23 protein-coding genes are annotated in these 25,421 nt (G+C 68.4%); 12 read left to right on the top strand and 11 right to left on the bottom strand.

All coding sequences use genetic code 11. From position 1 onward, the window contains the following. Positions 1-166: 166 nt before the first annotated feature. On the top strand, positions 167-1,339 hold the full coding sequence (locus ACO07J_RS13745) for a thiolase family protein (protein ID WP_422029907.1): 1,173 nt from the start codon (positions 167-169) through the stop codon (positions 1,337-1,339). Between the two features lie 234 nt (positions 1,340-1,573). Here ACO07J_RS13745 and ACO07J_RS13740 read toward each other — a convergent pair whose 3' ends face one another. Further along, entirely contained in the window at positions 1,574-2,032 is a 459-nt protein-coding gene (locus tag ACO07J_RS13740; protein WP_422029905.1) for a GNAT family N-acetyltransferase, read from the bottom strand. Positions 2,033-2,146: 114 nt separating this feature from the next. Between ACO07J_RS13740 and ACO07J_RS13735 the strand changes: the two genes are divergently transcribed. Then, positions 2,147-2,602 (top strand): GAF domain-containing protein, encoded by a 456-nt coding sequence (locus ACO07J_RS13735; protein WP_422029903.1) that lies wholly within the window; start codon positions 2,147-2,149, stop codon positions 2,600-2,602. A 289-nt stretch (positions 2,603-2,891) separates the two neighbouring features. Next, positions 2,892-4,406 carry a YifB family Mg chelatase-like AAA ATPase gene (locus tag ACO07J_RS13730; RefSeq protein WP_422029901.1) on the top strand — a complete coding sequence of 505 codons (1,515 nt, stop codon included), beginning with the start codon at positions 2,892-2,894 and terminating at the stop codon, positions 4,404-4,406. On the opposite strand, the gene ACO07J_RS13725 is transcribed toward ACO07J_RS13730, so the two are convergent. From ACO07J_RS13725 to rsmI, 4 genes are all read right to left on the bottom strand, one after another. Then, on the bottom strand, positions 4,372-5,283 hold the full coding sequence (locus ACO07J_RS13725; RefSeq protein WP_422029899.1) for an alpha/beta hydrolase: 912 nt from the start codon (positions 5,281-5,283) through the stop codon (positions 4,372-4,374). The genes ACO07J_RS13730 and ACO07J_RS13725 overlap by 35 nt on opposite strands. Next, a complete protein-coding gene (gene gshB / locus ACO07J_RS13720) occupies positions 5,280-6,215 on the bottom strand; it encodes a glutathione synthase (RefSeq protein WP_422029897.1) in 936 nt (311 codons plus the stop codon). The genes ACO07J_RS13725 and gshB overlap by 4 nt, the downstream gene beginning before the upstream one ends. A 75-nt stretch (positions 6,216-6,290) precedes the next feature. After that, entirely contained in the window at positions 6,291-6,710 is a 420-nt protein-coding gene (locus ACO07J_RS13715) for a YraN family protein (protein ID WP_422029895.1), read from the bottom strand. 189 nt (positions 6,711-6,899) lie between these two features. Continuing rightward, positions 6,900-7,766, bottom strand: coding sequence for a 16S rRNA (cytidine(1402)-2'-O)-methyltransferase (gene rsmI / locus ACO07J_RS13710; protein ID WP_422029893.1), 867 nt, complete (start codon positions 7,764-7,766; stop codon positions 6,900-6,902). Between the two features lie 85 nt (positions 7,767-7,851). Between rsmI and ACO07J_RS13705 the strand changes: the two genes are divergently transcribed. The 4 genes from ACO07J_RS13705 (at position 7,852) to ACO07J_RS13690 (ending at position 13,493) form a co-directional block, all read left to right on the top strand. After that, positions 7,852-9,027 carry a penicillin-binding protein activator gene (locus tag ACO07J_RS13705; protein ID WP_422029891.1) on the top strand — a complete coding sequence of 392 codons (1,176 nt, stop codon included), beginning with the start codon at positions 7,852-7,854 and terminating at the stop codon, positions 9,025-9,027. A gap of 21 nt (positions 9,028-9,048) precedes the next feature. Continuing rightward, positions 9,049-11,814, top strand: a complete 2,766-nt coding sequence (locus ACO07J_RS13700) for a [protein-PII] uridylyltransferase (protein ID WP_422029889.1) — start codon at positions 9,049-9,051, stop codon at positions 11,812-11,814. Between the two features lie 192 nt (positions 11,815-12,006). Next, entirely contained in the window at positions 12,007-12,972 is a 966-nt protein-coding gene (locus tag ACO07J_RS13695) for a Hint domain-containing protein (RefSeq protein WP_422029887.1), read from the top strand. After that, entirely contained in the window at positions 12,969-13,493 is a 525-nt protein-coding gene (locus tag ACO07J_RS13690; protein WP_422029885.1) for a toxin-activating lysine-acyltransferase, read from the top strand. The genes ACO07J_RS13695 and ACO07J_RS13690 overlap by 4 nt, the downstream gene beginning before the upstream one ends. 458 nt (positions 13,494-13,951) lie before the next feature. On the opposite strand, the gene ACO07J_RS13685 is transcribed toward ACO07J_RS13690, so the two are convergent. Further along, a complete protein-coding gene (locus tag ACO07J_RS13685; protein ID WP_422029883.1) occupies positions 13,952-14,764 on the bottom strand; it encodes a Hint domain-containing protein in 813 nt (270 codons plus the stop codon). 158 nt (positions 14,765-14,922) lie between these two features. Then, the gene (locus ACO07J_RS13680) at positions 14,923-16,239 is read right to left on the bottom strand and encodes a hypothetical protein (protein ID WP_422029881.1); all 1,317 of its coding nucleotides are present in this window, start codon (positions 16,237-16,239) and stop codon (positions 14,923-14,925) included. 255 nt (positions 16,240-16,494) lie between these two features. Between ACO07J_RS13680 and murJ the strand changes: the two genes are divergently transcribed. From murJ to trpS, 3 genes are all read left to right on the top strand, one after another. Further along, positions 16,495-18,033, top strand: coding sequence for a murein biosynthesis integral membrane protein MurJ (gene murJ, locus ACO07J_RS13675; RefSeq protein ID WP_422029879.1), 1,539 nt, complete (start codon positions 16,495-16,497; stop codon positions 18,031-18,033). A 76-nt stretch (positions 18,034-18,109) separates the two neighbouring features. After that, positions 18,110-18,532, top strand: a complete 423-nt coding sequence (locus ACO07J_RS13670) for an ASCH domain-containing protein (protein WP_422029877.1) — start codon at positions 18,110-18,112, stop codon at positions 18,530-18,532. A gap of 159 nt (positions 18,533-18,691) precedes the next feature. Next, positions 18,692-19,711, top strand: a complete 1,020-nt coding sequence (gene trpS, locus ACO07J_RS13665; protein ID WP_422029875.1) for a tryptophan--tRNA ligase — start codon at positions 18,692-18,694, stop codon at positions 19,709-19,711. A gap of 99 nt (positions 19,712-19,810) precedes the next feature. Here the strand turns inward: trpS and ACO07J_RS13660 are convergent, their stop codons facing one another. Further along, complete coding sequence (locus ACO07J_RS13660) at positions 19,811-20,272, bottom strand: hypothetical protein (RefSeq protein ID WP_422029873.1); 462 nt, start codon at positions 20,270-20,272, stop codon at positions 19,811-19,813. A gap of 5 nt (positions 20,273-20,277) precedes the next feature. Beyond that, positions 20,278-21,501 (bottom strand): YadA-like family protein, encoded by a 1,224-nt coding sequence (locus ACO07J_RS13655; protein WP_422029871.1) that lies wholly within the window; start codon positions 21,499-21,501, stop codon positions 20,278-20,280. 321 nt (positions 21,502-21,822) lie between these two features. Between ACO07J_RS13655 and ACO07J_RS13650 the strand changes: the two genes are divergently transcribed. Then, on the top strand, positions 21,823-22,269 hold the full coding sequence (locus ACO07J_RS13650; RefSeq protein WP_422029869.1) for a cupin domain-containing protein: 447 nt from the start codon (positions 21,823-21,825) through the stop codon (positions 22,267-22,269). Between the two features lie 269 nt (positions 22,270-22,538). On the opposite strand, the gene ACO07J_RS13645 is transcribed toward ACO07J_RS13650, so the two are convergent. Next, the gene (locus ACO07J_RS13645; RefSeq protein WP_422029867.1) at positions 22,539-23,303 is read right to left on the bottom strand and encodes a class I SAM-dependent methyltransferase; all 765 of its coding nucleotides are present in this window, start codon (positions 23,301-23,303) and stop codon (positions 22,539-22,541) included. 154 nt (positions 23,304-23,457) lie between these two features. Between ACO07J_RS13645 and ACO07J_RS13640 the strand changes: the two genes are divergently transcribed. Next, positions 23,458-24,039 (top strand): VOC family protein, encoded by a 582-nt coding sequence (locus ACO07J_RS13640; RefSeq protein ID WP_422029865.1) that lies wholly within the window; start codon positions 23,458-23,460, stop codon positions 24,037-24,039. A 286-nt stretch (positions 24,040-24,325) separates the two neighbouring features. Here ACO07J_RS13640 and ACO07J_RS13635 read toward each other — a convergent pair whose 3' ends face one another. Beyond that, positions 24,326-25,405, bottom strand: a complete 1,080-nt coding sequence (locus ACO07J_RS13635; RefSeq protein ID WP_422029863.1) for a PLP-dependent cysteine synthase family protein — start codon at positions 25,403-25,405, stop codon at positions 24,326-24,328. Positions 25,406-25,421 lie beyond the last annotated feature (16 nt).

Genomic DNA, 25,421 nt, shown 5'->3' with positions numbered 1-25,421 from the left:
CCGCATCGATCCGCTCGGCTTTCACCGAAATCACCTGCACACCGTTCAGGCTCCTGCTGTCGAGTTCCATGCGCGCTCCGCCTTAGGTACTAATACGACGCAGGCTAGACCGTATTGGTTACCATTCGGTATTCTGCGGCATCAAAATCCGAGGAGGATCACACCCATGAAAGACGTTGTCATTGCCGGAGCTGCCCGCACCCCCATGGGCGGGTTCCAGGGAGATTTCGACGGGGTCGAGGCCAGCCTGCTGGGCGGCACCGCGATCCGCGCCGCGCTGGCCGACGCCAGGGCCGAAACCGTGAACGAGGTGCTGATGGGCTGCGTCCTGCCCGCCGGCCAGGGTCAGGCCCCCGCGCGCCAGGCCGGCTTTCACGGCGGTCTCGGCGAAGACGTGCCCGCCACCACGCTCAACAAGATGTGCGGCTCGGGCATGAAGGCCGCGATGATCGGTTTTGACCAGATCGCGCTGGGCGACACCGACATGATGATCGCCGGCGGCATGGAAAGCATGTCGACCGCCCCCTACCTTTTGCCCAAGATGCGCGGCGGCGCCCGCATCGGCCATGCCGAGGTCAAGGATCACATGTTCCTCGACGGGCTGGAGGACGCCTATGACAAGGGCCGCCTGATGGGCACCTTCGCCGAGGATTGCGCCGAGAAGTTCCAGTTCACCCGCGAAGCGCAGGACGAATACGCCATCGGCTCGCTCGAAGGCGCGCTCGCCGCCCAGAAATCCGGCGCCTTCGAGGGCGAGATCACCCCCGTCACCCTCACCACCCGCAAGGGCGAGGTCACGATCTCGCAAGACGAACAGCCCGCCAAGGCCCGCCCCGACAAGATACCGCAACTCAAGCCCGCCTTCCGCAAGGACGGCACGGTCACCCCCGCCAACGCCTCCTCCATCTCCGACGGCGCGGCGGCGCTCGTGCTCGCCTCGGGCGACGCGGCCAGGGCAAACGGCCTCAACGTCCGTGCCCGCATCCTAGGCCATGCCAGCCACGCCCAGGCGCCCGGCTGGTTCACCACGGCGCCCGTCCCGGCGGCCCAGAAACTGCTGAAGAAACTCGGCTGGTCGAAAGACGATGTCGACCTGTGGGAAGTGAACGAGGCCTTCGCCGTCGTGCCGATGGCCTTCATGCACGAAATGGGCCTGCCCCGCGACAAGGTCAACGTCAACGGCGGCGCCTGCGCACTCGGCCACCCGATCGGCGCCAGCGGCGCGCGCATCATGGTCACCCTGCTGAACGCGCTGGAAAAACGCGGCCTGAAACGCGGCGTCGCGGCCATCTGCATCGGCGGCGGCGAGGGCACGGCCATCGCCATCGAAAGGGTATAAAAACCGCAACCCGAAAACCCGCGCGGGCCGGTATGCTCGCGCGGAATCAAGGCGCGCCAGGGGCGCGCCGCCGCGCATCGTCGGGCCGTACCGACGGCACGGCGATTTGGTGATGTGGCCGCGACCTCGAGATCTGAAATGTACTTGGCAGGCATAAATCGACAGCCATGAACGTCGGATCGCCGCACCACGTCCCGACGCTGCGCGGCGCCTCCTTACGCTTCCGTACGCTTTCTAATCCAGGTCGCGCCGCATCGTGGCCATGCCACCGCGGCGCGACAATTCCTCGTAGCCCGACTTCTGGTAAAGCCGCAGCGCCGCCTCGTTCTCCAGCTCCACCTTCAACGTGATGCTCAGCGCCCCCAGGTCCCGCGCCGCCTCCTCCGCCAGCTTCGCCAGTTCCTCTCCGGTGCCGCCCCGCATCGCCTCCTCGACGAAAACGTAGGTCAGGTGCCGCACCTCCGGCCCCACACCCACGCGCAGCGCAAAGAACCCCACCTCGCGGCCCTGGCCATCCAGCAGGTAGAACGACTCGTCATCCACCTCCTGCAACCACCGCATCTTCCACTCGCCCTCGTCGAACGGATACCGCGCATGCGGGTTCACGAGCGCCATGTCGCCCTCGTCCTTCAGCAGCCCCGCAAGCGGGGCAAGGTCGCGCTCCTCGTTATGGCGCAGGCTCAGGGTCGTCATATGTCTCTCCTTCGGCCGGAAATCGCGTGTCGGGGGCCGCACCTGCCATATCCCCCGGGGACGATGCAAGCCCGGGGCTGGCGGAACGCCCCGGCCCGTGCCATATCCACGCCCATGAGGATCGACTACGCCACCACCGCCAAGACCATCGCCGCCCTGACCGAGGGCGAAACCGACGACGTCGCGCTCATGGCCACGATCGTCTGCGAGCTGCACCACGCCGACGACCGCTTCGACTGGACGGGCTTCTACCGCGTGACCGAACCCGAGCTGCTCAAGATCGGCCCCTACCAGGGCGGGCATGGCTGCCTCGTCATCCCCTTCTCCCGCGGCGTCTGCGGGGCTGCGGCCTGGACAGGACACGTGCAACTGGTGGCGGATGTCGAGGCCTTCCCCGGCCACATCGCCTGCGCCGCCTCCACCCGCTCGGAAATCGTCCTGCCCGTCCGCAACGGCGCGGGCGAGATCATCGCCGTGCTCGACATCGACAGCGACCAGCCCGACGCCTTCACCGAGGAAGACAGCACCGGTCTCGACGGCATCCTGAGGGACGTGTTCGGAAGAATATAGGCACCGCGCGGAATCGAGGCGCGCCAAGGGCGCGCCGCCGCGCGATCGCCCGCTGACCGACAGGCGATTGCAAGCAATCGCCGAAAGGGGGCCGCCCCCCGGGCTGGCGATTGGGAGAGGGCAGCACAAGGCTGACGGGTCTTTCGGAAGCTGATGGATAAAGTGCCCGCCATCCAGGTTGGTTCGCCACCCCGCGGACTGGCAATCGCGCGGCCCCTGAACCGTTAACCAATCCTCAACCATTCCCGCCCACCCTGTTAACCAAATTGGGCAACGCAAGGGATGCGCGATGGTGGCCCGCGCCTACACGGTCGCGTTCGAGGGGGTCGAGGCGAAAACGGTCGAGGTGCAATGCGCCGTCACCGCCGGCATTCCCGGCTTCTCCCTCGTGGGCCTGCCCGACAAGGCGGTGACCGAGGCGCGCGACCGCGTGCGCACGGCGCTCACCTCCATGGCCATCGCGCTCCCCTCCAAGCGCATCACCATCAATCTCTCTCCCGCCGACATGCCGAAAGAGGGCAGCCATTTCGACCTGCCCATCGCCCTCGCCCTCCTCGCCGCCCTCGAAATCATCCCCGCCGACGCGGTCGAAGGCACCTGCTCGCTGGGCGAGCTGTCCCTCGACGGTTCCCTCCTGCCCGTCATCGGCGCCCTCCCCGCCGCCCTCTCGGCGGCCGAGGCCGACCGCACCCTCCTCTGCCCCAAGGGCTCGGAACCCGAGGCCGCCTGGGTCGACGCCGCCCGCGTCATCGGCGCCGCCACCCTCACCGACGTCGTCCGCCACTATACCGGGCAATCCCCCCTCCCCCCGGCCGAACCGGGCGAGGTGATCCCCGACAAATCCGGCCGCGACCTCACCGACGTCAAGGGGCAGGAGCGCGCCAAGCGCGCCCTCGAAATCGCCGCGGCCGGCCGCCACCACCTGATGATGGTCGGCACGCCCGGCTCCGGCAAATCCATGCTCGCGGCCCGCCTCCCCGGCCTCCTCCCGCCGCTCACGGCACAGGAAGCACTGGAAACCTCGATGATCCACTCCCTCGCCGGGCTGATCGAGGAAGGCGGCATCAACCGCGCCCGCCCCTTCCGCGAACCGCATCACACCGCCTCGATGGCCGCCATCGTCGGCGGCGGCCGCCGCGCCTCGCCGGGGGAAATCTCCCTCGCCCACAACGGCGTGCTCTTCATGGACGAGTTCCCCGAATTCACCCGCTCCGTCCTCGAAACCCTCCGCCAGCCGGTCGAATCGGGCGAGGTCGTGGTCGCCCGCGCCAACGCCCACGTGAAATACCCCTGCCGCTTCATGCTGGTCGCCGCGGCCAACCCCTGCAAATGCGGCTACCTGCCCGACGCCTCCCGCGCCTGCGCCCGCGCCCCGGCCTGCGGAGATGATTACATGGGCCGCATTTCCGGCCCCCTGATGGACCGGTTCGACCTCCGGATCGAGGTGCCGCCCGTCGCCTATACCGATCTCGACCTGCCCGGCTCGGGCGAGCCCTCGGCCACCGTCGCCGCCCGGGTCCAGGCCGCCCGCGACCTCCAGCACGCCCGCTACCGCAACCATCCCGGCATGCGCCTCAATGCCGATGCCGAGGGGGAAATGCTCACAGACATCGCCACGCCGGATACCGAGGGCCGCGAGCTGCTGACGAAAGTCGCCGACCGCTTCGGCCTCTCGGCCCGCGGCTATCACCGCGTCCTGCGCGTCGCCCGCACCATCGCCGATCTCGACGGCTCCGACGCCATCCGCCGGCCCCACGTGGCCGAGGCCGTCAGCTTCCGCCTCTCGACCGCGAAAGAGAGCTGATCCACGCCGCGATCTGCCGCAGCGTCACCATCGCCTCCGGCATAAGCCCCTGGAAATACGGCCAGACATGCGGCAGGTCATGCTCGATCCGCATCTCCACCTCCACCCCCTGCGCCGCCAGCCGCTCGGCCATGTGCCGCGTGTCATCCAGCAGAATCTCCGTATCCCCGACGCACAACCACACCGGCGGCCCGCCCGTGAAATCGGCAAACAGCGGCGAGGCCCGCGGGTCCTCCGCATCCGCCCCGTCGAGATACATATCCGCCGTCTCCGTCGCCCGGCTCGCGGGCAGCATCACGTCGGCCGCGGCATTGGTTCGCACGCTCTCGCCCGAAAACCCCATGTCGGTCAGCGGCGACATCGCGAACACTCCCAGCGGCGCCTTGCCGCCCGTCCGCAACACCTCCGCCAGCACTGCCAGCGCCAGCCCGCCGCCGGCACTGTCCCCGCCGATCACCACCCCACCGGGCCACTCCTCGACGGCCCGGTACACCGCCAGCGCATCCTCGACCGCCGCCGGAAACGGATGCTCCGGCGCCAGCCGGTAATCGGGCAGGCAGGCCGGCAGCCCGGCCAGCGCCGACAGCCGCCCCAGCATCGCCCGATGCGTGCTGGACGAGCCGAACACGTAGCCCCCGCCATGCAGATGCAAAACCAGCGGCCCGGCCTCCCGGCGCACACCCTTCGCCCGCGCCCATTGCACCGGCACCCCGCCCAGCACGCCGCGCTCGTAGCGCGTGCCGAACGGCGCCCGGAAGAACAGCCGTGCCTTGAACTCGAAATTCCGGCGCAGAGTGGCAGGATCCTCCACCCGCGCCATGTACCGCTTCTCGGTCAGCCGCAGGTAGGGGTTCAGGAGGCGCCGCGCGAGGCTCACGCCCGCTTGCCCTCGATCGCCTCCCAGATCTTCGCGGCGACATTCACCCCGTCGAACCGCTCCAGCTCCTGGATGCCGGTGGGCGAGGTCACGTTGATCTCGGTCAGGTAGGTGCCAATCACGTCGATCCCCACGAAGACCTGCCCGCACTCCCGCAACCGCGGGCCGATGATGCGGCAGATCTCCCGGTCGCGCTCGGTCAGCTCCACCTTCTCGGGGCGCCCGCCCACATGCATGTTCGACCGCGTCTCGCCCTCGCCAGGGATGCGGTTGATCGCCCCCACCGGCTCGCCATCGACAAGGATCACCCGCTTGTCGCCCTTCTTGATCTCCGGCAGGTATTTCTGCGCGATCAGCGGCTCGCGGCTGAACCCGGTGAACATTTCATGCAGCGAGGCAAGGTTCCGGTCGCTCTCGGGCAGGTGAAAGACGCCGGCCCCGCCATTGCCGTAAAGCGGCTTGAGGATGATGTCGCCATGCTCGGCCCGGAACGCCTTGATCGTGTCGAGGTCGCGGGCAATCGCCGTGGGCGGCATTAGCTCGGGGAAGTCGAGGATCAGCAGCTTCTCGGGAAAGTTCCTGACCCAGAACGGGTCGTTGACCACCAGCGTGCCGGGGCTCAGCCGCTGCAGCAGGTGCGTGGTGGTGATATAGAACATGTCGAACGGCGGATCCTGCCGCAGCCAGACCACGTCCATCTCCGACAGGTCGAACAGCTGCTCCTCGCCCAGCGTGAAGTGATTGCCCTTCTCCCGCCGCACCACCAGCGGCCAGCCCCGCGCCTCCACCCGGCCCTGGTTATAGGCCAGCCGGTCCGGCGTGTAATAATAGAGCTTATGCCCCCGCGCCTGCGCTTCCTCGGCCAGCCGGAACGTGCTGTCCCCGTTGATATCGATCGGTCCGATCGGATCCATCTGAAAGGCGATTTTCATGGGCTGCCCCCGGCAATTGCGTGCAGCCTTTACATGGGCCAATCCCGGCCGGTGTGCAAATCCGAAATGCGCCGTTCAGAAATGGCTGAACGCGCCCTCGCGAATGTCCACCTGCCCCCGATCATCCACAACGGCCAGGTCGAAGCGCACCTCGGAAAGCTGCCCCAGCGGCGTGTTGCCCAGGTATTCCGAGGCCGCGAGGTGAATGCGCTGCATCTGGTCGGGGCGCAGCCGTTCCGCCGCCGCATCGAAGCTCGAGGCCTTCTTCACCTCGCAGAAGACATAGACGCCGCGATCCAGGAAGATCAGGTCGATCTCGCCGGCCTGCCCGCGCCAGCGCGTTTCCAGAAGGTCGGCGCCGCGCCGGTCATATTCCCGCGCGACCGCCTTCTCGGCACTGACGCCCGACAGGTAGGCACGCCGCCCCCGCCGCCGCTTCGCGGCCGGCACCGCGGTGGCCGTGCCACCCTGGTCGAACCTGAAATGCTTCGTCATGCCTTCTCCTTCCGCAATGCAATGCTTGGACCAAGATCAACGTCCAATCCAACAGCCAAAGCCCGGCCCGGCCCGGCCCGGCAAACAAACCTCAACCCAGTCCAAACCTCACGACCTTTCGCCAACCAACCCTCACTCAAACACCGCCGCCAGCCAGTTCTCACGCAAACACCTCCGCCAGCCAGCCCGTCACTCACGCCCCTTCGCCAGCTCAAGCGCACGCTGATACACCGGCCGCCGCTTCATGCCCAGTTGCGCCGCCACGATATCCGCCGCATCCCGCACCGAGCGCCCCTCCAGCGCCTCGCTCAAAGCCGAATCTAAATCAATTTCGCTAACAGTTCCTGAATCCCCCTGCCCCACCAGCACGACGATCTCCCCCTTCACCGTCCGCCCCGCCATCTCCTCCGCCAGCTCTTCGAGCGTGCCGCGCCGGACTTCCTCGAACTTCTTGGTCAGTTCCCGGCACATCGCCGCCAGCCGCGCGCCGCCCAGCACCTCCGCCGCGTCCCGCAGCATCGCCGCCACCCGCTTCGGCGATTCGTAGAAGATCAGCGTCCCGGGCACCGCGGCAAACTGCCCAAGCGCGGATTTCCGCTTGGAGCCCCCCTGCGGCAGGAACCCCGCGAAGAAGAACCGATCCGCCGGCAGGCCCGAGAGCGTCAGCGCGGTCACCGCCGCCGACGGGCCCGGCGCCGAGATCAGCCCGTGCCCGCCCTCCACCACCGCCCGGGCAAGATCATACCCGGGGTCCGACACCATCGGCGTGCCGGCCTCGGAGGCGTAAACCACTGATTTTCCCGCCTCCAGCGCCGCCATGATCCTTGGCCGCGCGCGGTCTGCGTTATGATCGTGGTAGCTCACCAGAGGCCGGTCCCCCAGCGGCACCCCGTGAATATCCATCAGCTTGCGCAGGCTCCGCGTGTCCTCCGCCGCCAGCATGTCGGCCGAGCGCAGAATATCCAGCGCCCGCAGCGTGATGTCGCGCGCCGCGCCGATCGGCGTTGCAATCAGGTAAAGCCCCGGAGCCAGCTCCGGGTTGACCGGAATCACCACTGGACCCCTCCCGCATGACGTCTATGATCGGCCCGAAACCCGTACGGGACCCTGTCCCGCCGTCAGAAGGGAGCGCTTCTCGTTCATGTTCGCCGTTTTCACCAAGCTTCGCAAGCTGATCCTCGGGCCGCTGGCCCTGCTGTCCATCGCCCTGCTCGCCGCCTGCCAGAGCGGGCCGATCATCGGCTCCGGCCCCTCGATCAACCCCTCGGCCCCGGTCCCGGTGGCGCTTCTCGTGCCCTACGGCTCGGCCGACACCAATGAGCAGAAGCTCGCGAAGGACCTCGAGAACGCCGCCCGCATGGCGGTCTCCGACCTGAACGGCGTCCAGATCGACCTGCGCGTCTACGGCACCGCCGGCAATGCCGAGAAGGCGGGCCAGGTCGCGGCCGAGGCCGTGGCCGAGGGCGCCAAGATCATCATCGGCCCGCTGCACGCTGAATCCGCCAACGCGGCGGCGCTTGCCGTCGCCGGCCGGGGCGTCAACGTGCTGGCCTTCTCCAACAACCCCACGATTGCCGGCGGCAACCTCTTCGTGCTGGGCCAGACCTTCGACACCACCGCCAACCGCCTGGTCAGCTACGCCGCCTCGCAGGGGCGCAACCGCATCATGACGGTCTATTCCAGCAACCTCGCCGGCCGCCTCGGCCGCGCCGCGATCCAGGAGGCGATCACCCGCAACGGCGCCGTCCCCTCGGGCGCGGTCAGCTACGAGTTCTCGCAGCAGGGCGTGATCTCGGCCCTGCCCAAGATCAAGAACACCGCCCAGCAGACCGACGCCAACGCCATCTTCCTCACCGCCAACACCGCCGGCGCCCTGCCGCTCTTCTCGCAGATGCTGCCCGAGAACGGGCTGGGCCAGGACAAGGTGCAGTATATCGGCCTCGCCCGCTGGGACACGCCCCCGCAGACGCTCGAACTGCCCGGCGTCCAGGGCGGCTGGTTCGCCCTGCCCGACCCGGGCCGCTCGGCCCAGTTCCAGAGCCGCTTCCAGTCGGCCTACGGCGCCCCGCCCCATGCCCTCAGCGGGCTGGCCTATGACGGCATCGCCGCGGTCGGCGCGCTGGCCACCGGCGGCGCCCGCAACGCGCTGACGAAAGAGGCGCTGACCCAGCCGGCCGGCTTCCAGGGCGTCAACGGCGTGTTCCGCTTCCTGCCCAACGGCTCGAACGAGCGCGGCCTCGCCGTCGCCACGATCCAGGACAAGCAGGTCAAGGTGCTGAGCCCGGCGCCGCAAGGCTTCGAAGGCGCGGGCTTCTGATCCCGCGCTGACCGGACCGGAATGAAAGACGCAGCCCCCCCTCCGGCGGACCTGATCGGCCCGGCCGGCGGCATCTTCGACGAGGATGCCGTCGGCCGCGCGCTCGACGCGGCCATCGCCGGCGCGGGCAGCGACGCGGCGGCCCAGCGCAAGGCGGTGGTCGACACGCTCGCCGCGGCGATGGAATCGGGCCGCGGCACGATCGCCGCGGGCCTCACCGCCGACCCCTTCGCCGCCGAGGCCGCCATCCGCTCCTACAGCTGGCTCACCGACTGCATCGTGCGCACCGCGCTCGACCTCGCCGCCCGCCACATGCACCCGCTGCCCACCCCCACCGAGGCCGAGCGCATCGCCGTCTTCGCCGTCGGCGGCTATGGCCGGGGCGAAATGGCGCCGTTTTCCGATGTCGACCTGCTGTTCCTGACGCCCTACAAGATCACCCCCTGGGCCGAGAGCGTCATCGAAAGCACCCTCTACATCCTGTGGGACCTTCGCCTGAAGGTCGGCCATTCCAGCCGCACGGTGAAGGATTGCCTGCGCCTCGGGGCCGAGGATTTCACCATCCGCACGGCCCTGCTGGAAAAACGCTTCATCTACGGCGATGCCGCGCTGGGCGAAACCCTCCGCACCCGCCTGCGCGAGGAGCTCTTCGAGGGCACCGAGCGCGAGTTCATCGAGGCCAAGCTCGAGGAACGCGGCACCCGCCACCAGAAACAGGGCGTCCGCTACATGGTCGAGCCCAACGTCAAGGAGGGCAAGGGCGGGCTGCGCGACCTGCAATGCCTGTTCTGGGTCGCCAAGTATGTCCACCGGGTCGACGACGTGGCCGATCTCGTCACCCTCGGCCTCTTCGCGGAAGAGGAATTCGCCACCTTCGCCAAGGCCCACAATTTCCTCTGGGCGGTGCGCTGCCACATGCACCTGATCACCGGGCGCGCCACCGAACAGCTCACTTTCGACCTTCAGGTCGAGGTCGCCACCCGCATGGGCTATGTCGACACGCCCGGCCGCCGCGCGGTCGAGCATTTCATGCAGGATTACTTCCGCCACGCCACCGCGGTGGGCGAGCTGACCCGCATCCTGCTGACCAAGCTGGAAGCCTCGCACGTGAAATCGCAGCCGCTCCTGCAGCGGCTCTTCAAGCGCAAGCGCAAGCTCAAGGACAACTACGCCGAGGTGCATGGCCGCCTCGCCATCGTCGACGAGAAGAAATTCCTCTCCGACCGGATCAACCTCCTGCGGCTCTTCGAGGAGGGGCTGCGCACCGGCCTGCTCATTCACCCCGATGCCATGCGCCTGGTCACCGCCAACCTGAAACTGATCGACGAAAGCTTCCGCAACGACCCCAAGGCGCGCAAGCTCTTCCTCGACCTGCTACTGAAACACGGCAACCCCGAACGGGCACTCCGCCGGATGAACGAGCTCGGCGTGCTCTCGGCCTTCCTGCCGGAATTCGAACCGATCCGCGCGCTGATGCAGTTCAACATGTATCACAGCTACACGGTCGACGAGCATATCATCCAGTGCATCTCCCAGCTCGACAAGATCGAACGCCACGAGCTGGACGAGGCGCTGCCGGTCGCCTCCTCGATCCTCGAGGAAGGCGTCAACCGCCGGGTGCTCTACGTGGCGCTCCTGCTGCACGACATCGGCAAGGGCCGGGACGAGGATCACTCGATCCTCGGCGCCCAGATCGCCCGCAAGGTCGCGCCCCGCCTCGGGCTCAAACCCAAGGAGGTCGACACCGTCGAATGGCTGGTCCGCTATCACCTCTTGATGTCGGACATGGCCCAGAAACGCGACATCGCCGACCCCCGCACCGTGCGCGACTTCGCCAAGGCGGTGCAGACCAAGGAACGGCTCGACCTGCTCTGCGTGCTCACCGTCTGCGACATCCGCGGCGTGGGCCCCAACACCTGGAACAACTGGAAGGCCTCACTCCTGCGCGCGCTCTACCGCCAGACCCGCCGCGCCATGGAAGGCGGGCTCGAAGAGCTCAACCGCGAACAGCGCGGCTCGGATGCCAAGCGCAACCTGCGCGAGGCGCTGGCCGACTGGGATCCGAAAGACCTCAAGACCGAAACCGCCCGCCACTACCCGCCCTACTGGCAGGGGCTGCACGTCACCGCGCACGTGGTTTTCGCCCGTCTGCTGCGCGACCTGCACGAGGACGAGATCGCCATCGACCTCGCCGTCGACGACGACCGCGACGCCACCCGCGCCTGCTTCGCGCTGGCCGATCACCCGGGCATCTTCTCCCGCCTCGCCGGCGCGCTGGCCCTCGTCGGCGCCAACGTGGTCGACGCCCGCACCTACACCTCCAAGGACGGCTTCGCCACGGCGGTCTTCTGGGTGCAGGACAGCGAGGGCCACCCCTACGAAGCCGAACGCCTCCCCCGCCTGCGCCAGATGATCACCAAGACGCTCAAGGGCGAGGTCGTCGCCCGCGACGCCATGCAATCGCGCGACAAGCTCAAGAAACGCGAACGCGCCTTCAAGGTGCCGACCCATATCACCTTCGACAACGAAGGCTCGGAAATCTACACCATCATCGAGGTCGACACCCGCGACCGGCCCGGCCTGCTCTACGACCTCACCCGCACGCTGGCGGCGGGCAATGTCTACATCAACTCCGCCGTCATCGCGACCTATGGCGAGCAGGTGGTCGACACCTTCTACGTGAAGGACATGTTCGGCCTGAAATTCTACACGGAAAGCAAGCAGCGCATGCTCGAACGCAAGCTGCGCGAGGCCATCGACAAGGGGGCCGAGCGCGCCTCCGAGTGATCCCCGCCTCCGCCACCGCCCGAATTCTTCAGAAGAATTCGACCCGATATCTTTTCAAGATATCGTCCCCCCCTGCGACCCCACCGCCACGCTTTTCCCGCCAAGGTCCCCAATCGCGTCGACAAACCCGCTAACACGCGGTAAACTGCCGACAAATCAGCCGAAACGAGCTGACACAGGCAGGACAGAGCAGTGGGTTACAACATCAGCGAAACCACGGGTGCCACCGGCGGTGGCACGTCCGGGATGGACACGTGGACATTCGACGTGGCGCTCACCGGGGCCGACGTCACCACCGTATCGGGCGACTTCGACGAAGTCCCGATCGGCGGCGGCGGCGCCAGCGAGGCCACCCAGGGCTACACTTTCACCGTCACCCAGGGCGGGCAGTACGGCGATCTCGAATACAACCCCGCGACGGGCGAGTTCGAGTTCCATATCGACCGCGAGGCCATCCTGGCCTCCGGCTCCGACCAGACCATCGTGATCTCCGTCACCGGCCGCGACAGCCAGGGCACCGACACCGACACGGTCGTCATCAACGTCACCATCTGCGTCGCCCGCGGCACCCTGATCGACACCGAATCCGGCCCCGTCCCGGTCGAGGACCTGCGCATCGGCGACATGGTCCGCACCCTCGACGGCCCGGCACGGCCCGTCCGCTGGATCGGCTGCCGCCACGTCCCGGCGGCCGAACTGGCCGCCGACCCCTCGCTCCGGCCCGTCCGCATCTCCGCCGGCGCCTTCGGCCCGGGCCAGCCCGCGCGCGACCTCACCGTCTCGCCCCAGCACCGCATCCTCCTCGACGACTGGCGGGCCGAGCTGTTCTTCGGCGCGGCCCAGGTGCTCGTTCCGGCCAAGGGGCTGGTCAACGACCTGACCATCCGCACCGATCACGCCGCCCCCTGGGTCGACTATTTCCACGTCCTCTTCGACCGGCACGAGATCATGCTGACCGAGGGCCTGCCCACCGAAAGTTTCCATCCCGGCGAATACGCCCTGCGCGACCTGGCCGAGGACACCCGCGCCGAGCTCGACCGGCTCTTCCCCGAGCTCGCCCATGGCACCGGCGCCCCGGAAACCGCCCGCATGGTACTGCGCCCGTGGGAAACCGCCCTGCTGAACGGCCCCGCCCCCGGCAAAAGGATCGCCTCATGACCGCCCTCACCGACGACACCGGCAAAACCCTTCCCGATATCGAGGCGCCCACGCCCGACCGCCTGCGCGCCTATGGCGACATGATGTTCCTCGCCTTCCGCAGCCCGCGCCACGCCCGGATGCCGGTGGCCCAGCTCCGCAGCTATCTCGAACCGCCCCTGCTGCTGGGCCAGTTCCGCCTGTTCCGGTTCGACGGCGTGGCCCGCGGCCTCTACACCTGGGGCTGGCTCGGCCGCGACGCCGAACGCCGCCTGCTCACCGGGGAAGACCTCCGCCCCGAAGACTGGAACAGCGGCGACCGCCTCTGGATCATCGACATCATGGCGCCCTACAAGGGGATGACCGCCTCGATGGTCCGCTGGATCATGCAGGACGGGCATTTCACCGAGGACGATTTCTACTTCCGCCGCGTCGGCGACGACAACCGCACCCGCCGCATCGTCCACATCGACTTCCGGCGCAAGCACCTCGCCAGGGTCTGGTCCGAGGCCGATTTCCTCGCCGCCCGCTCGCGCGCCTGAACCCCGCGCTGCCACCGGACCCGCCCCAAACCGTCGCTCTACTCTCCCCGCCCCGGCCCTGAGCCGGAGCCTCGCATTCTGCATCCCGTCCGCCTCAAGCCCGGTCCTGCCCCTTGGCCCGCTGGCAGGCCAGCCACTTCGACCCGCGCGCCAAAGCTTTTCCGCACCAATCCACCCCGGCCCTGAGCCGGAGCCTCGTCCTCCACAATCCCGTCCGCCCGCGAACCCGGCCCTGCCCCTCGGCCTGACCTGCACCGCCATCCAACCCGCACCAAACCGTGGCCCTACTCTTTCCGCCCCGGCCCTGAGCCGGGGCCTCGCGCCGGCGCCCGTTCCTGGCCATTGCCGCAATCACCCCGCACCGAACCCGTCCCGGTACCTCGCCCGGCCACACCAAACCCGCCCCGACACCTCGGTCCTGACCGTCCCGTCCCGGCACCGCGCACCGCTTCCTCGCCTCACGCCTCGACATCCCCGGCCGCCTCCGCCGCGCTCACCGCCAGCGGTCGCACCATTTGCCGCGCCTTGCCCTGCAACGCCGCCGGTATCCCCGCCAGCGCCTCCGTCGTCCCGGTCAGCAGCAGCGTCTCGGCCCAGGCCCCGTTTGCCCGCACAAGCTCGTGCCGCTCCAACAGCAGGTGATAGCACCGCGCCACCCGGCAATTGGGCCGCCCCGACACGCCCGCCAGGTGCCGCAGCTTCCGCGCCGCCAGCACCACCCGCGGCGCCGCCGCCGGCAGCCCGAACCGCAGCCCCGGCGGCACCCGCATCTCGTGCTCCGGCACCCCCGGCGCCAGCGCGTGCGGCGGCAGGCGCAGCGGTTTCATCGCCTGCGCCCCCGGCCCGAAATGCAGCTCCGTCCGGCTCACGTGCAGCAGCGGCTGCGCCCCGTGATCGCGGGTCAGGATCAGGTCGCCCGGCCGCAGCGTCTCGACCCGCCTTGCGCCCGCCGCCGTCCCGATCAACGTCCCGCGCAGGAACCCGGCCGGCCCCGGCCCGAACCGGACCCTGCCCGCCCCGAGGCTGTGGCCATCCAGACCCGCCACCCGGATCACCTGCCCGCCCGGAAGCCTCATCCGCGTGCCACCTTGCCCGTCCTCGCTCAGACAGGCCCACAGCGCCGCGAAATCCGCGACCCCGGGGCAATCCACGGCGATCACGTCGCCGGGCCCGAACCCCTCGATGCACCAGTCGCCGCCCGCGCCGACGACGAAAACGCGCCTGCCCGGGTCACCGGCCCCGGCGCCCGCCGGCGTCTTTCCCTTCGCCATCAGTCTCCCCGGAATCGCTCTCGGCCCGGATCATCGCCCGCAATCCCTAAGAAACCGTTTCCCATGGCCCGCCCGCCGCCAGCGCCGCCCCGGGCACCGACGTGATACCGACAAAATACCGACGTTATACCGACGTTGGAAATCCGCCGCTCAGAGCCTCATTCCGTGCTGCTTCCAAACACGATATCGCCCTCGTCCACGTCCCCCGGATCGACGCCGCGAAGCTGGATCGTCACGGTGATGTCCTCGCTCTCGCCCCGGTTGTTCAGCGCCGTACCATAGTCCAGCACCACCAGCGTCCCGCCATCCCCGTCGCTGGTGATGTCCAGCCCCTCCGGCTCTTCCTCGGAATCCACCAGGAGCGTATCCTCGCCGGGCGTGTAATCGTTGATGATCACATGCGGGTCGTCGGCGAAAACCGACACGATATCAAGGGCTTCATCCTCCCAGATATCGCCCGATCGGTCGCCCAGGTCGTCGATCTTCACCTCGAACCGGTCCGCCCCGCCATAGCCGATCATCCGCGCCGCCCCCAACTCGGCGGGCGTGCTGCCGTCGGGGCTGTTGGTCACGCCATAGTAATCCTCCTGCCCGATCACCGCCTGCAACACGCTGTCATCCTGCCCGCCGACGATGTCGACGCCGGTGTTGCCCTGCACGAAATCGCTGCCGGTATTGCCTTCCACGTAGGTCCGCTCCGGCTCCGGCTCGCCCGGCATCCGCACCGTGTCGGCCCGGCCGATCACCCGGTCGTCGCCCGCGCCCCCGGCCCCTTCCGATCCGCTGTCGACGAAGATCTCGTCATTCCCCGCCCCGCCGGCCACGGAAGAGCCGTCATGCCCCGTCAGAGTGTCGTTGCCCGCATCGCCCGTCAGCCGGCTGTTCGTGCCCTCGAGCCTGTCGTCGCCAAGCCCGCCCCGGAGGGTGGCATCGGCGCCGCTCATCTCGTCGTCACCGTCGCCGCCGGCGTGTTCCCCGCCATCCTGCGCCTCGATCGTATCGTTGCCGTCGCCACCGGACAGGGCGCCGCCGGCTTCCGACACCATCAGGTCGTCGCCCGCCCCGCCATCGGCCGCGCCCGCGCCCTGGCTGATCATCACGTCATCGCCGCCAGCCCCGAACATCGGCGTATCGCCCGGCGCGGTCATCCAGTCGGGCCCGCCGGTGCCTGTGACGGTTTCAGGCCCCTCGGCCACGATGACATTGTACCCCGCCATGGGATCGTCCGGGTCGGTTTCGGGATCGGTCTCCGGATCGGTTTCGGGGTCTGGCTCCGGATCGGGGTCCGTGCCGGGCTCGGGCTCTTCATCCGGGTCCGGCCCGTCCTCCCCCACACCCAGACGGTCGAGCAAATCTCCGTTAACCCCTTCCCCGCCATTATCCGGCGCGACAGCCGGGTCGTCGTCGTCCCCCCAGACTTCCGACACGATCAGCCCGACACAGGCCAGCGACAAGATTCCAAAAAATGCAAGCATAACAAAGCCCCCGGAAATATACCCGGATCAACCTAGGCGTTAATCTTTTGTTAAGGACAGTTAAAATTCCCCTAATTGTTTCCCGATAACCGGAGTTTTGGCTAAATCACCCAAGGATTGTTTCCAAAACAGATACACCCCTCCCCGCCCGAAACCCCGGCACCCCGCCGCCACACTGTCCCGAGCGCTCTTCCCCCGCCTCCGCCAATCCGCTACTTCTCGCCCCAGACACCCCAAGCCGAAAAGGCCGCCCCCATGAAGCCCATCCGCCTTCTTTCCGGCATCCTCACGGTCGGCGGCTGGACCCTCATGAGCCGCCTGCTGGGCTTCGTCCGCGACGTGCTGATCGCGGGATTCCTCGGGCCCGGCATCCTGATGGATGCCTATGTTGCGGCCTTCCGCCTGCCCAACATGTTCCGCCGCTTCTTCGCCGAAGGCGCCTTCAACGCGGCCTTCGTGCCGATGTTCTCCAAGCGGCTCGAGGCCGACGAGAACCCCGAAGCCTTCGCCAGCCTTGCCCTCTCCGGCCTCAGCCTCGTGCTACTGACGCTGACGGCGCTCGCGATGATATTCATGCCGGCGCTGGTCTATGCCACGGCCGAGGGGTTCTACGGCGACGCCCGCTTCGACGTCACAGTCGAATACGGCCGCATCGTCTTTCCCTACGTGCTCTTCATCTCGCTCGCCGCGCTCCTGTCGGGCGTGCTCAACGCCACCGGCCGCTTCGCCGCCGCCGCCGCCGCGCCGGTGCTGCTCAACGTGATGCTGGTCACGGCCATGACGGTCGCCTGGGCGATGGGCGGCGCGGTGGCCAAGGCGCTGGTCTGGACCATCCCCTTCGCCGGCATCGCCCAACTCGCACTGGTCTGGATCGCCGCCGACAAGGCCGGCCTGCGCGTCCGCCCCGTCCGCCCCCGCTGGACGCCCGAGATGAAGAACCTCGTCCGTGTCGCCGTACCCGCCGCGCTGGCGGGCGGGGTGGTCCAGGTCAACCTGCTGGTGGGCCAGCTTGTCGCCTCCAACTACGACAAGGCGGTCAGCTGGCTCTACTCGGCCGACCGGCTCTACCAGCTCCCGCTCGGCGTGGTCGGCATCGCGGTGGGCATCGTCCTGCTCCCCGACCTCTCCCGCCGGCTCAAGGCGGGCGACGACGCGAGCGCCCGCAATGCCCTGTCGCGCGCGGGCGAGCTGTCGCTGGCGCTGACCATCCCCTGCGCCGTGGCGCTGATGGTCATCCCCCTGCCGCTCGTGTCGACCCTCTTCGAGCGCGGCGCCTTCGGCCCCGACGACACCGCCGCCACGGCCCTCGCCGTCGCCATCTACGGGCTCGGCCTGCCCGCCTTCGTCCTGCAGAAACTGCTGCAGCCGCTCTTCTTCGCCCGCGAGGACACGAAAAGCCCGTTCCGCTACGCCCTCGTCGCCATGGTGGTCAACGCCGCCCTCGCCATCGGCCTCGCCTTCGCCATCGGCTGGATCGCGGCGGCCATCGCCACCACGGCGGCGGCCTGGGTGATGGTCTGGCAACTCGCCCGCGGCGGCCGCCGCTTCGGCGAGGTCGCCCGTTTCGACGACCGCTTCCGCCGCCGCATCTGGCGCATCGTGCTGGCCTCGGTGCTGATGGGCGTGGTGCTCTGGGCCGTCTCGGCGCTCCTCACCCCGGCCTTCGGGCTGGGCGGCTGGCGCTGGCTGGCGCTGCTCGGGCTGATCGCCGCCGGCACCCTGGCCTATTTCCTGCTGGGCCAGCTCCTCGGCGCCTTCCGCATCGCCGAGTTCAAGGCCGCCATGCGCCGCTGATCCCGGCGCCCTTGCCAAGGGTCACGAACCTGCGAGATGATACCCGGCAACGACGCTCGAAAGAAGAAGATCGGACATGCCCCACGACCTGGCCGCGCTGAAGGCGCGCTACCCCTCCGCCAGCACCTTCAAGTTCGGCGACAACGCCGCCCTCTCCGACGCGCTGGTGGCGCTGGTGCGACGTGGCCGGAAAACGGCAACCTGCAGCGCCCTTCACGAGTTCGGGAAGGACGAGCCACTGCCGGAAGTCGGCCGGCGCGACATCTGCCTCAACTGGGACAACACGCCGGCCCTCGTGATCGAGACCGCCGAACTGATCCAGTGCCGGTTCGACGAGGTGACCGAAGAGATGGCCCTGGCCGAGGGCGAGGATGACAGCCTCGAGGGCTGGCGCGCCGGTCACAAGGGCTATTTCGAACGAAACGGCGGGTTTTCACCGGACATGCAGCTCATCTGGGAACGGTTCGTCCTCGTCGAGGATCTCGCACCCGACCGGTAAGCCCTTCGGTCGCGGTACCGGTCCGAAACGCCCTGGCGCGCACGTCCCGCCCATCCGGCCACGCGACCTAACTGGAGGCCCCCCACCCCGCTCTCCTTGACGCGATCCGCCCCCGCAAGTAAGCGAGGCCAACACGGCATTCCAGACGGAGCACACCCCATGACCGAGGTGGTCCACACACCGCGCGTTTTCTCGGGCATCCAGCCCACCGGCAACCTGCATCTTGGCAACTACCTCGGCGCGCTCAAGCGCTTCGCCGACAGCCAGGACGAGGGGATCGAGTCGATCTTCTGCATGGTCGACCTCCACGCCATCACCGTCTGGCAGGAACCGGCCGACCTGCGCCACGCCACCCGCGAGCTGGCCGCCGGCTTCATCGCCTCGGGCATCGACCCGACGAAATCCATCCTCTTCAACCAGAGCCAGGTCGCCGAGCACACCCAGATGGCCTGGGTCTTCAACTGCGTCGCCCGCATGGGCTGGATGAAGCGGATGACCCAGTTCAAGGACAAGGCCGGCAAGAACGCCGAGAACGCCTCCCTCGGGCTCTTCGGCTACCCGGCTTTGATGGCGGCCGACATCCTCGTCTACCACGCCACCCACGTGCCCGTGGGCGAGGACCAGAAGCAGCATCTCGAGCTCACGCAGGAGATCGCCCGCAAGTTCAACCACGATTTCGAGGTCGATTTCTTCCCCGAGACCCAGCCCGTGATCGAGGGCGCGGCGACCCGCGTCATGAGCCTGCGTGACGGGTCGAAGAAGATGTCCAAATCCGACCCCTCCGACATGTCCCGCATCAACCTCACCGACGATGCCGACACGATCGCCAGGAAGATCCGCAAGGCCAAGACCGACCCCGAGCCGCTGCCCACCGGGAAAGGCCCGCTCGACGACCGGCCCGAGGCCCGGAACCTCGTCAACATCTACGCCGCGCTGGCCGACCTGAGCGTCGATCAGGTGCTGGCCGAACACGGCGGCAAACCCTTCTCCGAATTCAAGCCGGTGCTGGCCGACCTCGCCGTCGACCGCCTCGCGCCGATCTCGACCGAGATGTCGCGCCTGATGGAAGACGTGGCCGAAATCGACCGCATCCTCGAGGGCGGCGCCGACCGCGCCCGCGCCATCGCGGCGCCGATCCTGAAGAAAACCTACCAGATCATGGGCATGGTCGGGGCCTGAGGGCCCGTTTTCCGCGCGGAAAACGGGCAGGAAAATGCGCATTTTCCTGCCCGGAATTCGCGCAAATTCCGGGCCCGCCATACCGGCCCGAACGCCCCCCTACTCCCCCGCCTCGGCCTCCGCTTCCGCCTCCAGCGCGAAGATCCCCAGCCCGTAGAGCTTCCAGTCGCCCTCGACATGCTGGAAATACAGCTCGAACGAGACGCCCTCCGGCCGCGCCGGAAAGCTGCCCTTCACCTCGAACAGCCCCGTATCGGTCAGCCCCGGTTCCTCGGCATAGACCGGGTTGGCCAGAACCACCCGCTCCAGCCCCAAGTCCCTCTCCCGGATCGACGCGAAGATCGCCGCCAGCTTCGCCGGGTCGTTGGCATTGCGGAAATCCGGCGCGCCCAGGTCGCGCAGCACGGCGTAATTCCCCGTCCGGTTGGCATGGTCCACCGCGATCAGCGTCGACCACACCAGCCGCGCCGTCTCCGACCGGCCGGGCGCCGGCACAGCCTCCTGCGCCTCGGCCGGGGCCGGCAACAGCGCGACGATCATCGCCAGCCAGGTTGCCCGCATCCGCCTCACCAGCTGAAGGTCATCCCGACCCGGCCGCCCAGCGTATCCCGGTCGAACCCGTAGGCCAGCCCCGCGTCAAGCTGCGCGCTCGGGCTGATCCGCACGGCGCCCGACAGCGCAAAGGCCGACGACCCGTCGAAGAAGCCCAGCCCCCCGCCCAGCGCGAACCGCTCCGACGGCGGCACGTAGGGCACGTCCAGCGCCATCGCCATGGCCACGCCTTCCCGGTTCCGGTCCACGTCCCGCTGCAGCCCCGGTATCGCGGCGGCGGCGGCGAATAGGGCACCGCCATCGGTGGCCAGGTTCCCCGACGCGTCCGTGGTCACCACCTGCAACGGCCCGGTCTGCGCGGCGGCACTGGCGGCGGTGGTGATGCCGGGCGCGGTATAGGTATTCGCGGCGGTGCCGAACATCATCTGGTTGTCCCGCGTGGTCGCCGCATCGGCACCGAGGGCGGTGGCGTTGGCGTGGTTCGCCGCGGCCTGCCGCCCGATCGCCACCGAATCCGTCGCCGTGGCGGCCGCGTTCGCGCCCACCGCGATCGAGTCCGTGCCATAGGCCGCGGCGCCCGTCACTGCGCCCATCCGGTCGCCGCCGATGGCGATCGCCCCGGCCGCACCCGCATACGCCTCCCCGCCAAGGGCGACCGTCTGGGCCGAGGCGGCACGCGCGTCACGGCCGACCGCGACCGCGTTGGTCGCCGTGGCCCGGCTGTCCGCCCCCAGCGCCATGGCCCCGGTCGTCGTGGCCAGCGCGCCCTGGTTGTTGCCGTCCAGGTCACCGCCCATCGCCACCGCGCCGGGGCCGGCGGCATCCGCCTCTCCGCCGATGGCGATGGCATGCGTCGCATCCGCGTCCGCGTCGCCCCCGATCGCCACGGCATAAGCTCCCGACGCCCGCGTGCCCAGCCCGGTGCCGTTCGGATCACCCCCGATCGCCACCGCGCCCAGCGCGCTCGCCTCGGTGCTGTTGCCCAAGGCCACCGTGTCCGGCTCCGACGCCTCGGCGTCGGTGCCACAGGCCGTCGCCGTGGCGACGCCGTTGTCGTTGGCGCCCCCGGTCGTATCCACGCCCGTGTCCGCCAGGTTGTTGTTGTTCGTATCCAGCAGGCATTCCCCCGCCCGCGCCGGCCCGCCCGGCACCACCCCGAGGCCCAGCGCCAGAACCGCCGCCAGCGCCACGCACCCGATACCCTCACCTTTCCCGAAACGCTTCACATTGCCGATCATGGTACGGTCCCTCCATGTACCCGATATCCGGCAACCCGCCTTGCCCCCAAGGCCGGTGCGCCCCCGCATCCCCGGCCCGTCCCGCAACCACGGGTTGACCCACTCACGATAGCGCGATCCCAGGTTTACCCTACGAAAACTTGCGCCCCTGCAAACCGACCGGCGAAACTTCGCCAAACCCTCGCCCGACGCCTTCGCGCCGCGTCGTGAACACCCGAAGGTCCCACCGCTCCTCCCTTCGGACTTTCCTTTGGCGACGGGTGGATTGTCCTGTAAACTAGGAAAGGTGAGGCCGATGCCTTCAGGAAGGGAACACATCAGATGAGTTCGCTCGAGCACCCCGAAGCCGCTGTCATAAGTCCAGGCAAAACGTATGTAGGCAAACAGGGCATCACCTATGGTGCGGGTGCGTCTGCCGAAACGGTCGGCGCAAGGAGCGTTTGCATGAACGTCATGCCAATGCCACCGGGGGCCGTTGCGAAAGTCCACTACCACAAGGGAATCGAAACGATTGCCTACATACTGTCCGGCGAATGCGTTGTCTATTTTGGGGACGGTTTGGCCAAGAGCTTCGTGGTGAAGGAGGGTGAACAGTGCTACATAGCGGCAGACGTGCCTCACGCGCCTCGCAACGAAGGTGAAAACCCCTGCACCTGGATTGTTGTCCACTCCTCGGGAAGCGATCAGGAAGGGATTGTCATGCTGCCGGAACTTGATGAAGTACTGATCAGGCGCGGCAGCAAACCGCCCGCCTCTCCGACGCCGTGAACGAAGGCTGGGCAGCCCGGTTCAGACAGGACGCCCGAAGGTAACCCGCGCGGCCCCGAAACCACTCCCCGCCCCGGGCCTGACCCGGGGCCTCGCCCCCGCGCGGAATCAAGGGCTTCAGCCCGCCGCGCATCGCAGGGCCGCCCCGCCGGTCCGGCGATTTGGCAAGTGGCCGCCACGCTCGCAGGCGTCATCCTGACGTGGCCGCCATAAAGCGCCAGGCCATTTCCGTCGGATCGCCGCACCGCGGCCCAGCGATGCCCGGCTTCTCACCCCTTCCGCAGCCACCAAACATGCTCCGCCGGGAAATCCCGCGACCACGCCGCCGGGATCCCGAACTCCTCGCCCCGCGCCCCCTCCGGCGCATAGACCTCCTTCAGCCCCTCGACGGAAAAGCCGATCTCCCGGAACAGCGTGATCCAGTCCGCGAAGGTGAGGGAATACTCGATCCCGCCCGGGTCGATCTCCACCTGCGTCCAGTCCACCCGCCCGATGCCGCGATAGGGCCGGTGCAACACCCGCTCGCAGGGCGCCCCGTTCAAAGGCGTCGTCAGGTAGACGAAGGCATGGTGACCAAGGAACACCAGCCGCCCGCCGGGGCGCAGCACCCGCCACGCCTCCCGCAGCCACACCTGCGGATCGCACCAGATCGCCGCGCCGTATTCCGAGATCGCGAAATCGAACGCCCCGTCGGCAAAGGGCAACGCCTCGGCATTGCCCTCCTCGAACCGGATATCGGCGCCATGCTCGCCCGCCAGCCTCCGCGCCGTGGCCAGCTGCCCCGCCGACAGGTCGATCCCCGTCACCCGCGCGCCCCGCCGCGCCATCCAGCCCGAGACATAGCCCGTGCCACAGCCCAGCTCGATCGCGTCCATGCCGGCCATGTCCTCCGGCAGCAGACCCAACTCCCGCTCGGGCACCTCCCAGATGCCCCAGTAGGGGCTCTCGCTCGCCCAGGCCTTCTCGCCCGCCGCGACCCACTCCTCCGCCATCCCGTTCCAGTGATCGCGGTTTATATCCACATGACTGTCCATGCGATGCACCGTATCGCGGCGCACCCCCTTGGCAAGCCCGAACGCCCTTGCCTCCGCATCCGCGCACCATCCCCCGCACCGGGCGCAGAAACATCCCCCTTGCCGCACAGCCCACAGGCTCCATACTTGACCCAGGCCAAAGGAGAAGCCAGCCATGCACAAGCTACAGGTTCAGGGCGTCCACCACATCACGCTGACCGGCGCCGACCGGCAGACCTCGATCGACTTCTGGGAAGGCGTGCTCGGCATGCCCTTCATCTTCGACCAGCCCAATCTCGACGATCCCGACGAGGGGCACCTCTATTTCGACCCCGGCGACGGACGGCTGATCACGATCTTCACCAACGAGAGCCGCAAGCCGGTGCACAACCGCACCCCCACCGATCCCGGCTGCGTCCACCACCTCGCCCTCAACGTCAGCCACGCGACCTTCTCGCAGGTCGCCGACCGGCTCGACGCCCGCGGCATCCCCCATTCCGGGCCCAAGGACCGGGGGTTCATGGACTCGATCTACTTCAAGGATCCGCTGGGTTTCCTGATCGAACTGGCCTGCTACCGGTTCGAACCGCCGCGAGGCTGCTCGCATGCCGACGTGATGATCGAGGCCCACCGCGACCGCGTGGCGCGCGGCGATTCCCACATCGAGGAAAAACACCTCGCCCACGCCATCGAAACGCTCGTCCACCGCACGCAACCCAGCCTGTCGGGCGACCGCGAGCCCAAGAACCCCTACTGAAGGACACCCGCCTTAGGCCTCAAATTGATCGAGGTCCCGGGGCAGTTTGGCACTCGCCCGGAATCGAGGCCGAAGGCCGCCGGGCGAGCGCCGGCCCGTCCCGTCGGGCAGGCGCTTTGGCAACGGAACGCAACGTCTCGATGGAGGATGTGGGTGGCGCCATAAAGCAACTGCCAAATCCGTTGCAGCGCCTCCCCAAGGACCGGCGCTCACCCGGCGGGTCAAACGTCGGTGTAGAAGAGGTTGATAAGTGAGACCCCGGGCCAAGCCCGGGGCGGGCCCACATTCACCCCATCTGGTACCCCGGCGTCGACTTGGAAATCGCCTCTTCCTCCTCCGACATCCCCTCCGGTATCCCCTCGAACAAGGGCGTCGTCATGTACCGTTCCCCGGTATCCGGCAGCATCGCCAGGATCACCGTCCCCGGCTCCGCCTTCTCGGCCAGCCGCATGGCAATCGCGAAGGTCGACCCGCCGGACACGCCGGTGAATATCCCCTCCTTCGCCGCCAGCTTCCTCGCCCACTCGATCCCCTCCGGCCCCGGCACCGGGATCAGCTCGTCGTAATACCCGTTGTCGATCGCCTCCTGCAGCACCAGCGGAATGAAATCCGGCGTCCAGCCCTGGATCGGGTGCGGCTCGAAGGCCGGGTGGCTCGCCGACGGCTGGCCCTTGCCGTCACGTTCCTGCGCCGTGCCGCTCGACACCAGCGCCGCGTTCGCGGGCTCGGACAGCACGATCTTCGTCTCCGGCCGCTCCTTCTTCAGCACCCGGCCCAGCCCGCTCACCGTGCCGCCGGTGCCATAGCCGGTCACCACGTAATCCAGCCGGTGCCCCTCGAAATCGCCCATGATCTCGCGCGCCGTGGTGGCCTCGTGAATGTCGGCATTGGCCTCAGTCTCGAACTGGTGCGCCAGGAACCAGCCGTTCTTCTCGGCCAGCTCGACCGCCTTTTGGTACATGCCGAACCCCTTCTGCGCCCTGGGCGTCAGAACCACCTTCGCCCCCAGCATCCGCATCAGCCGCCGCCGCTCGATCGAGAAGCTGTCGGCCATGGTCACCACCAGCGGATAGCCCTTCGCGGCACAGACCATCGCCAGCCCGATGCCGGTATTGCCGCTCGTGGCCTCCACCACCGTCTGGCCGGGTTTCAACGAGCCGTCCTTCTCCGCCGCCTCGATGATCGAGATCGCCAGCCGGTCCTTGACCGACGCGGCCGGGTTGAACGCCTCGGCCTTCACGTACACCTCTACCCCCTCGGGGGCGAGGTTGTTGACCCGGATCACCGGCGTATCGCCGATCGTGTCCACCACGCTGTCATAAAGCTTGCCGCGCCCCTTCGTCGTCCGCGTTCCGTCCTTGGCCATCATCGCCTCCATCTGG

It is taken from the genome of Roseovarius sp. (assembly GCF_965228755.1).
In the GTDB taxonomy this organism is placed as follows: domain Bacteria; phylum Pseudomonadota; class Alphaproteobacteria; order Rhodobacterales; family Rhodobacteraceae; genus Roseovarius.
The sequence above is the reverse complement of the archived record's forward strand: the minus strand, read 5'-3'. Positions and strand labels throughout refer to the sequence as shown.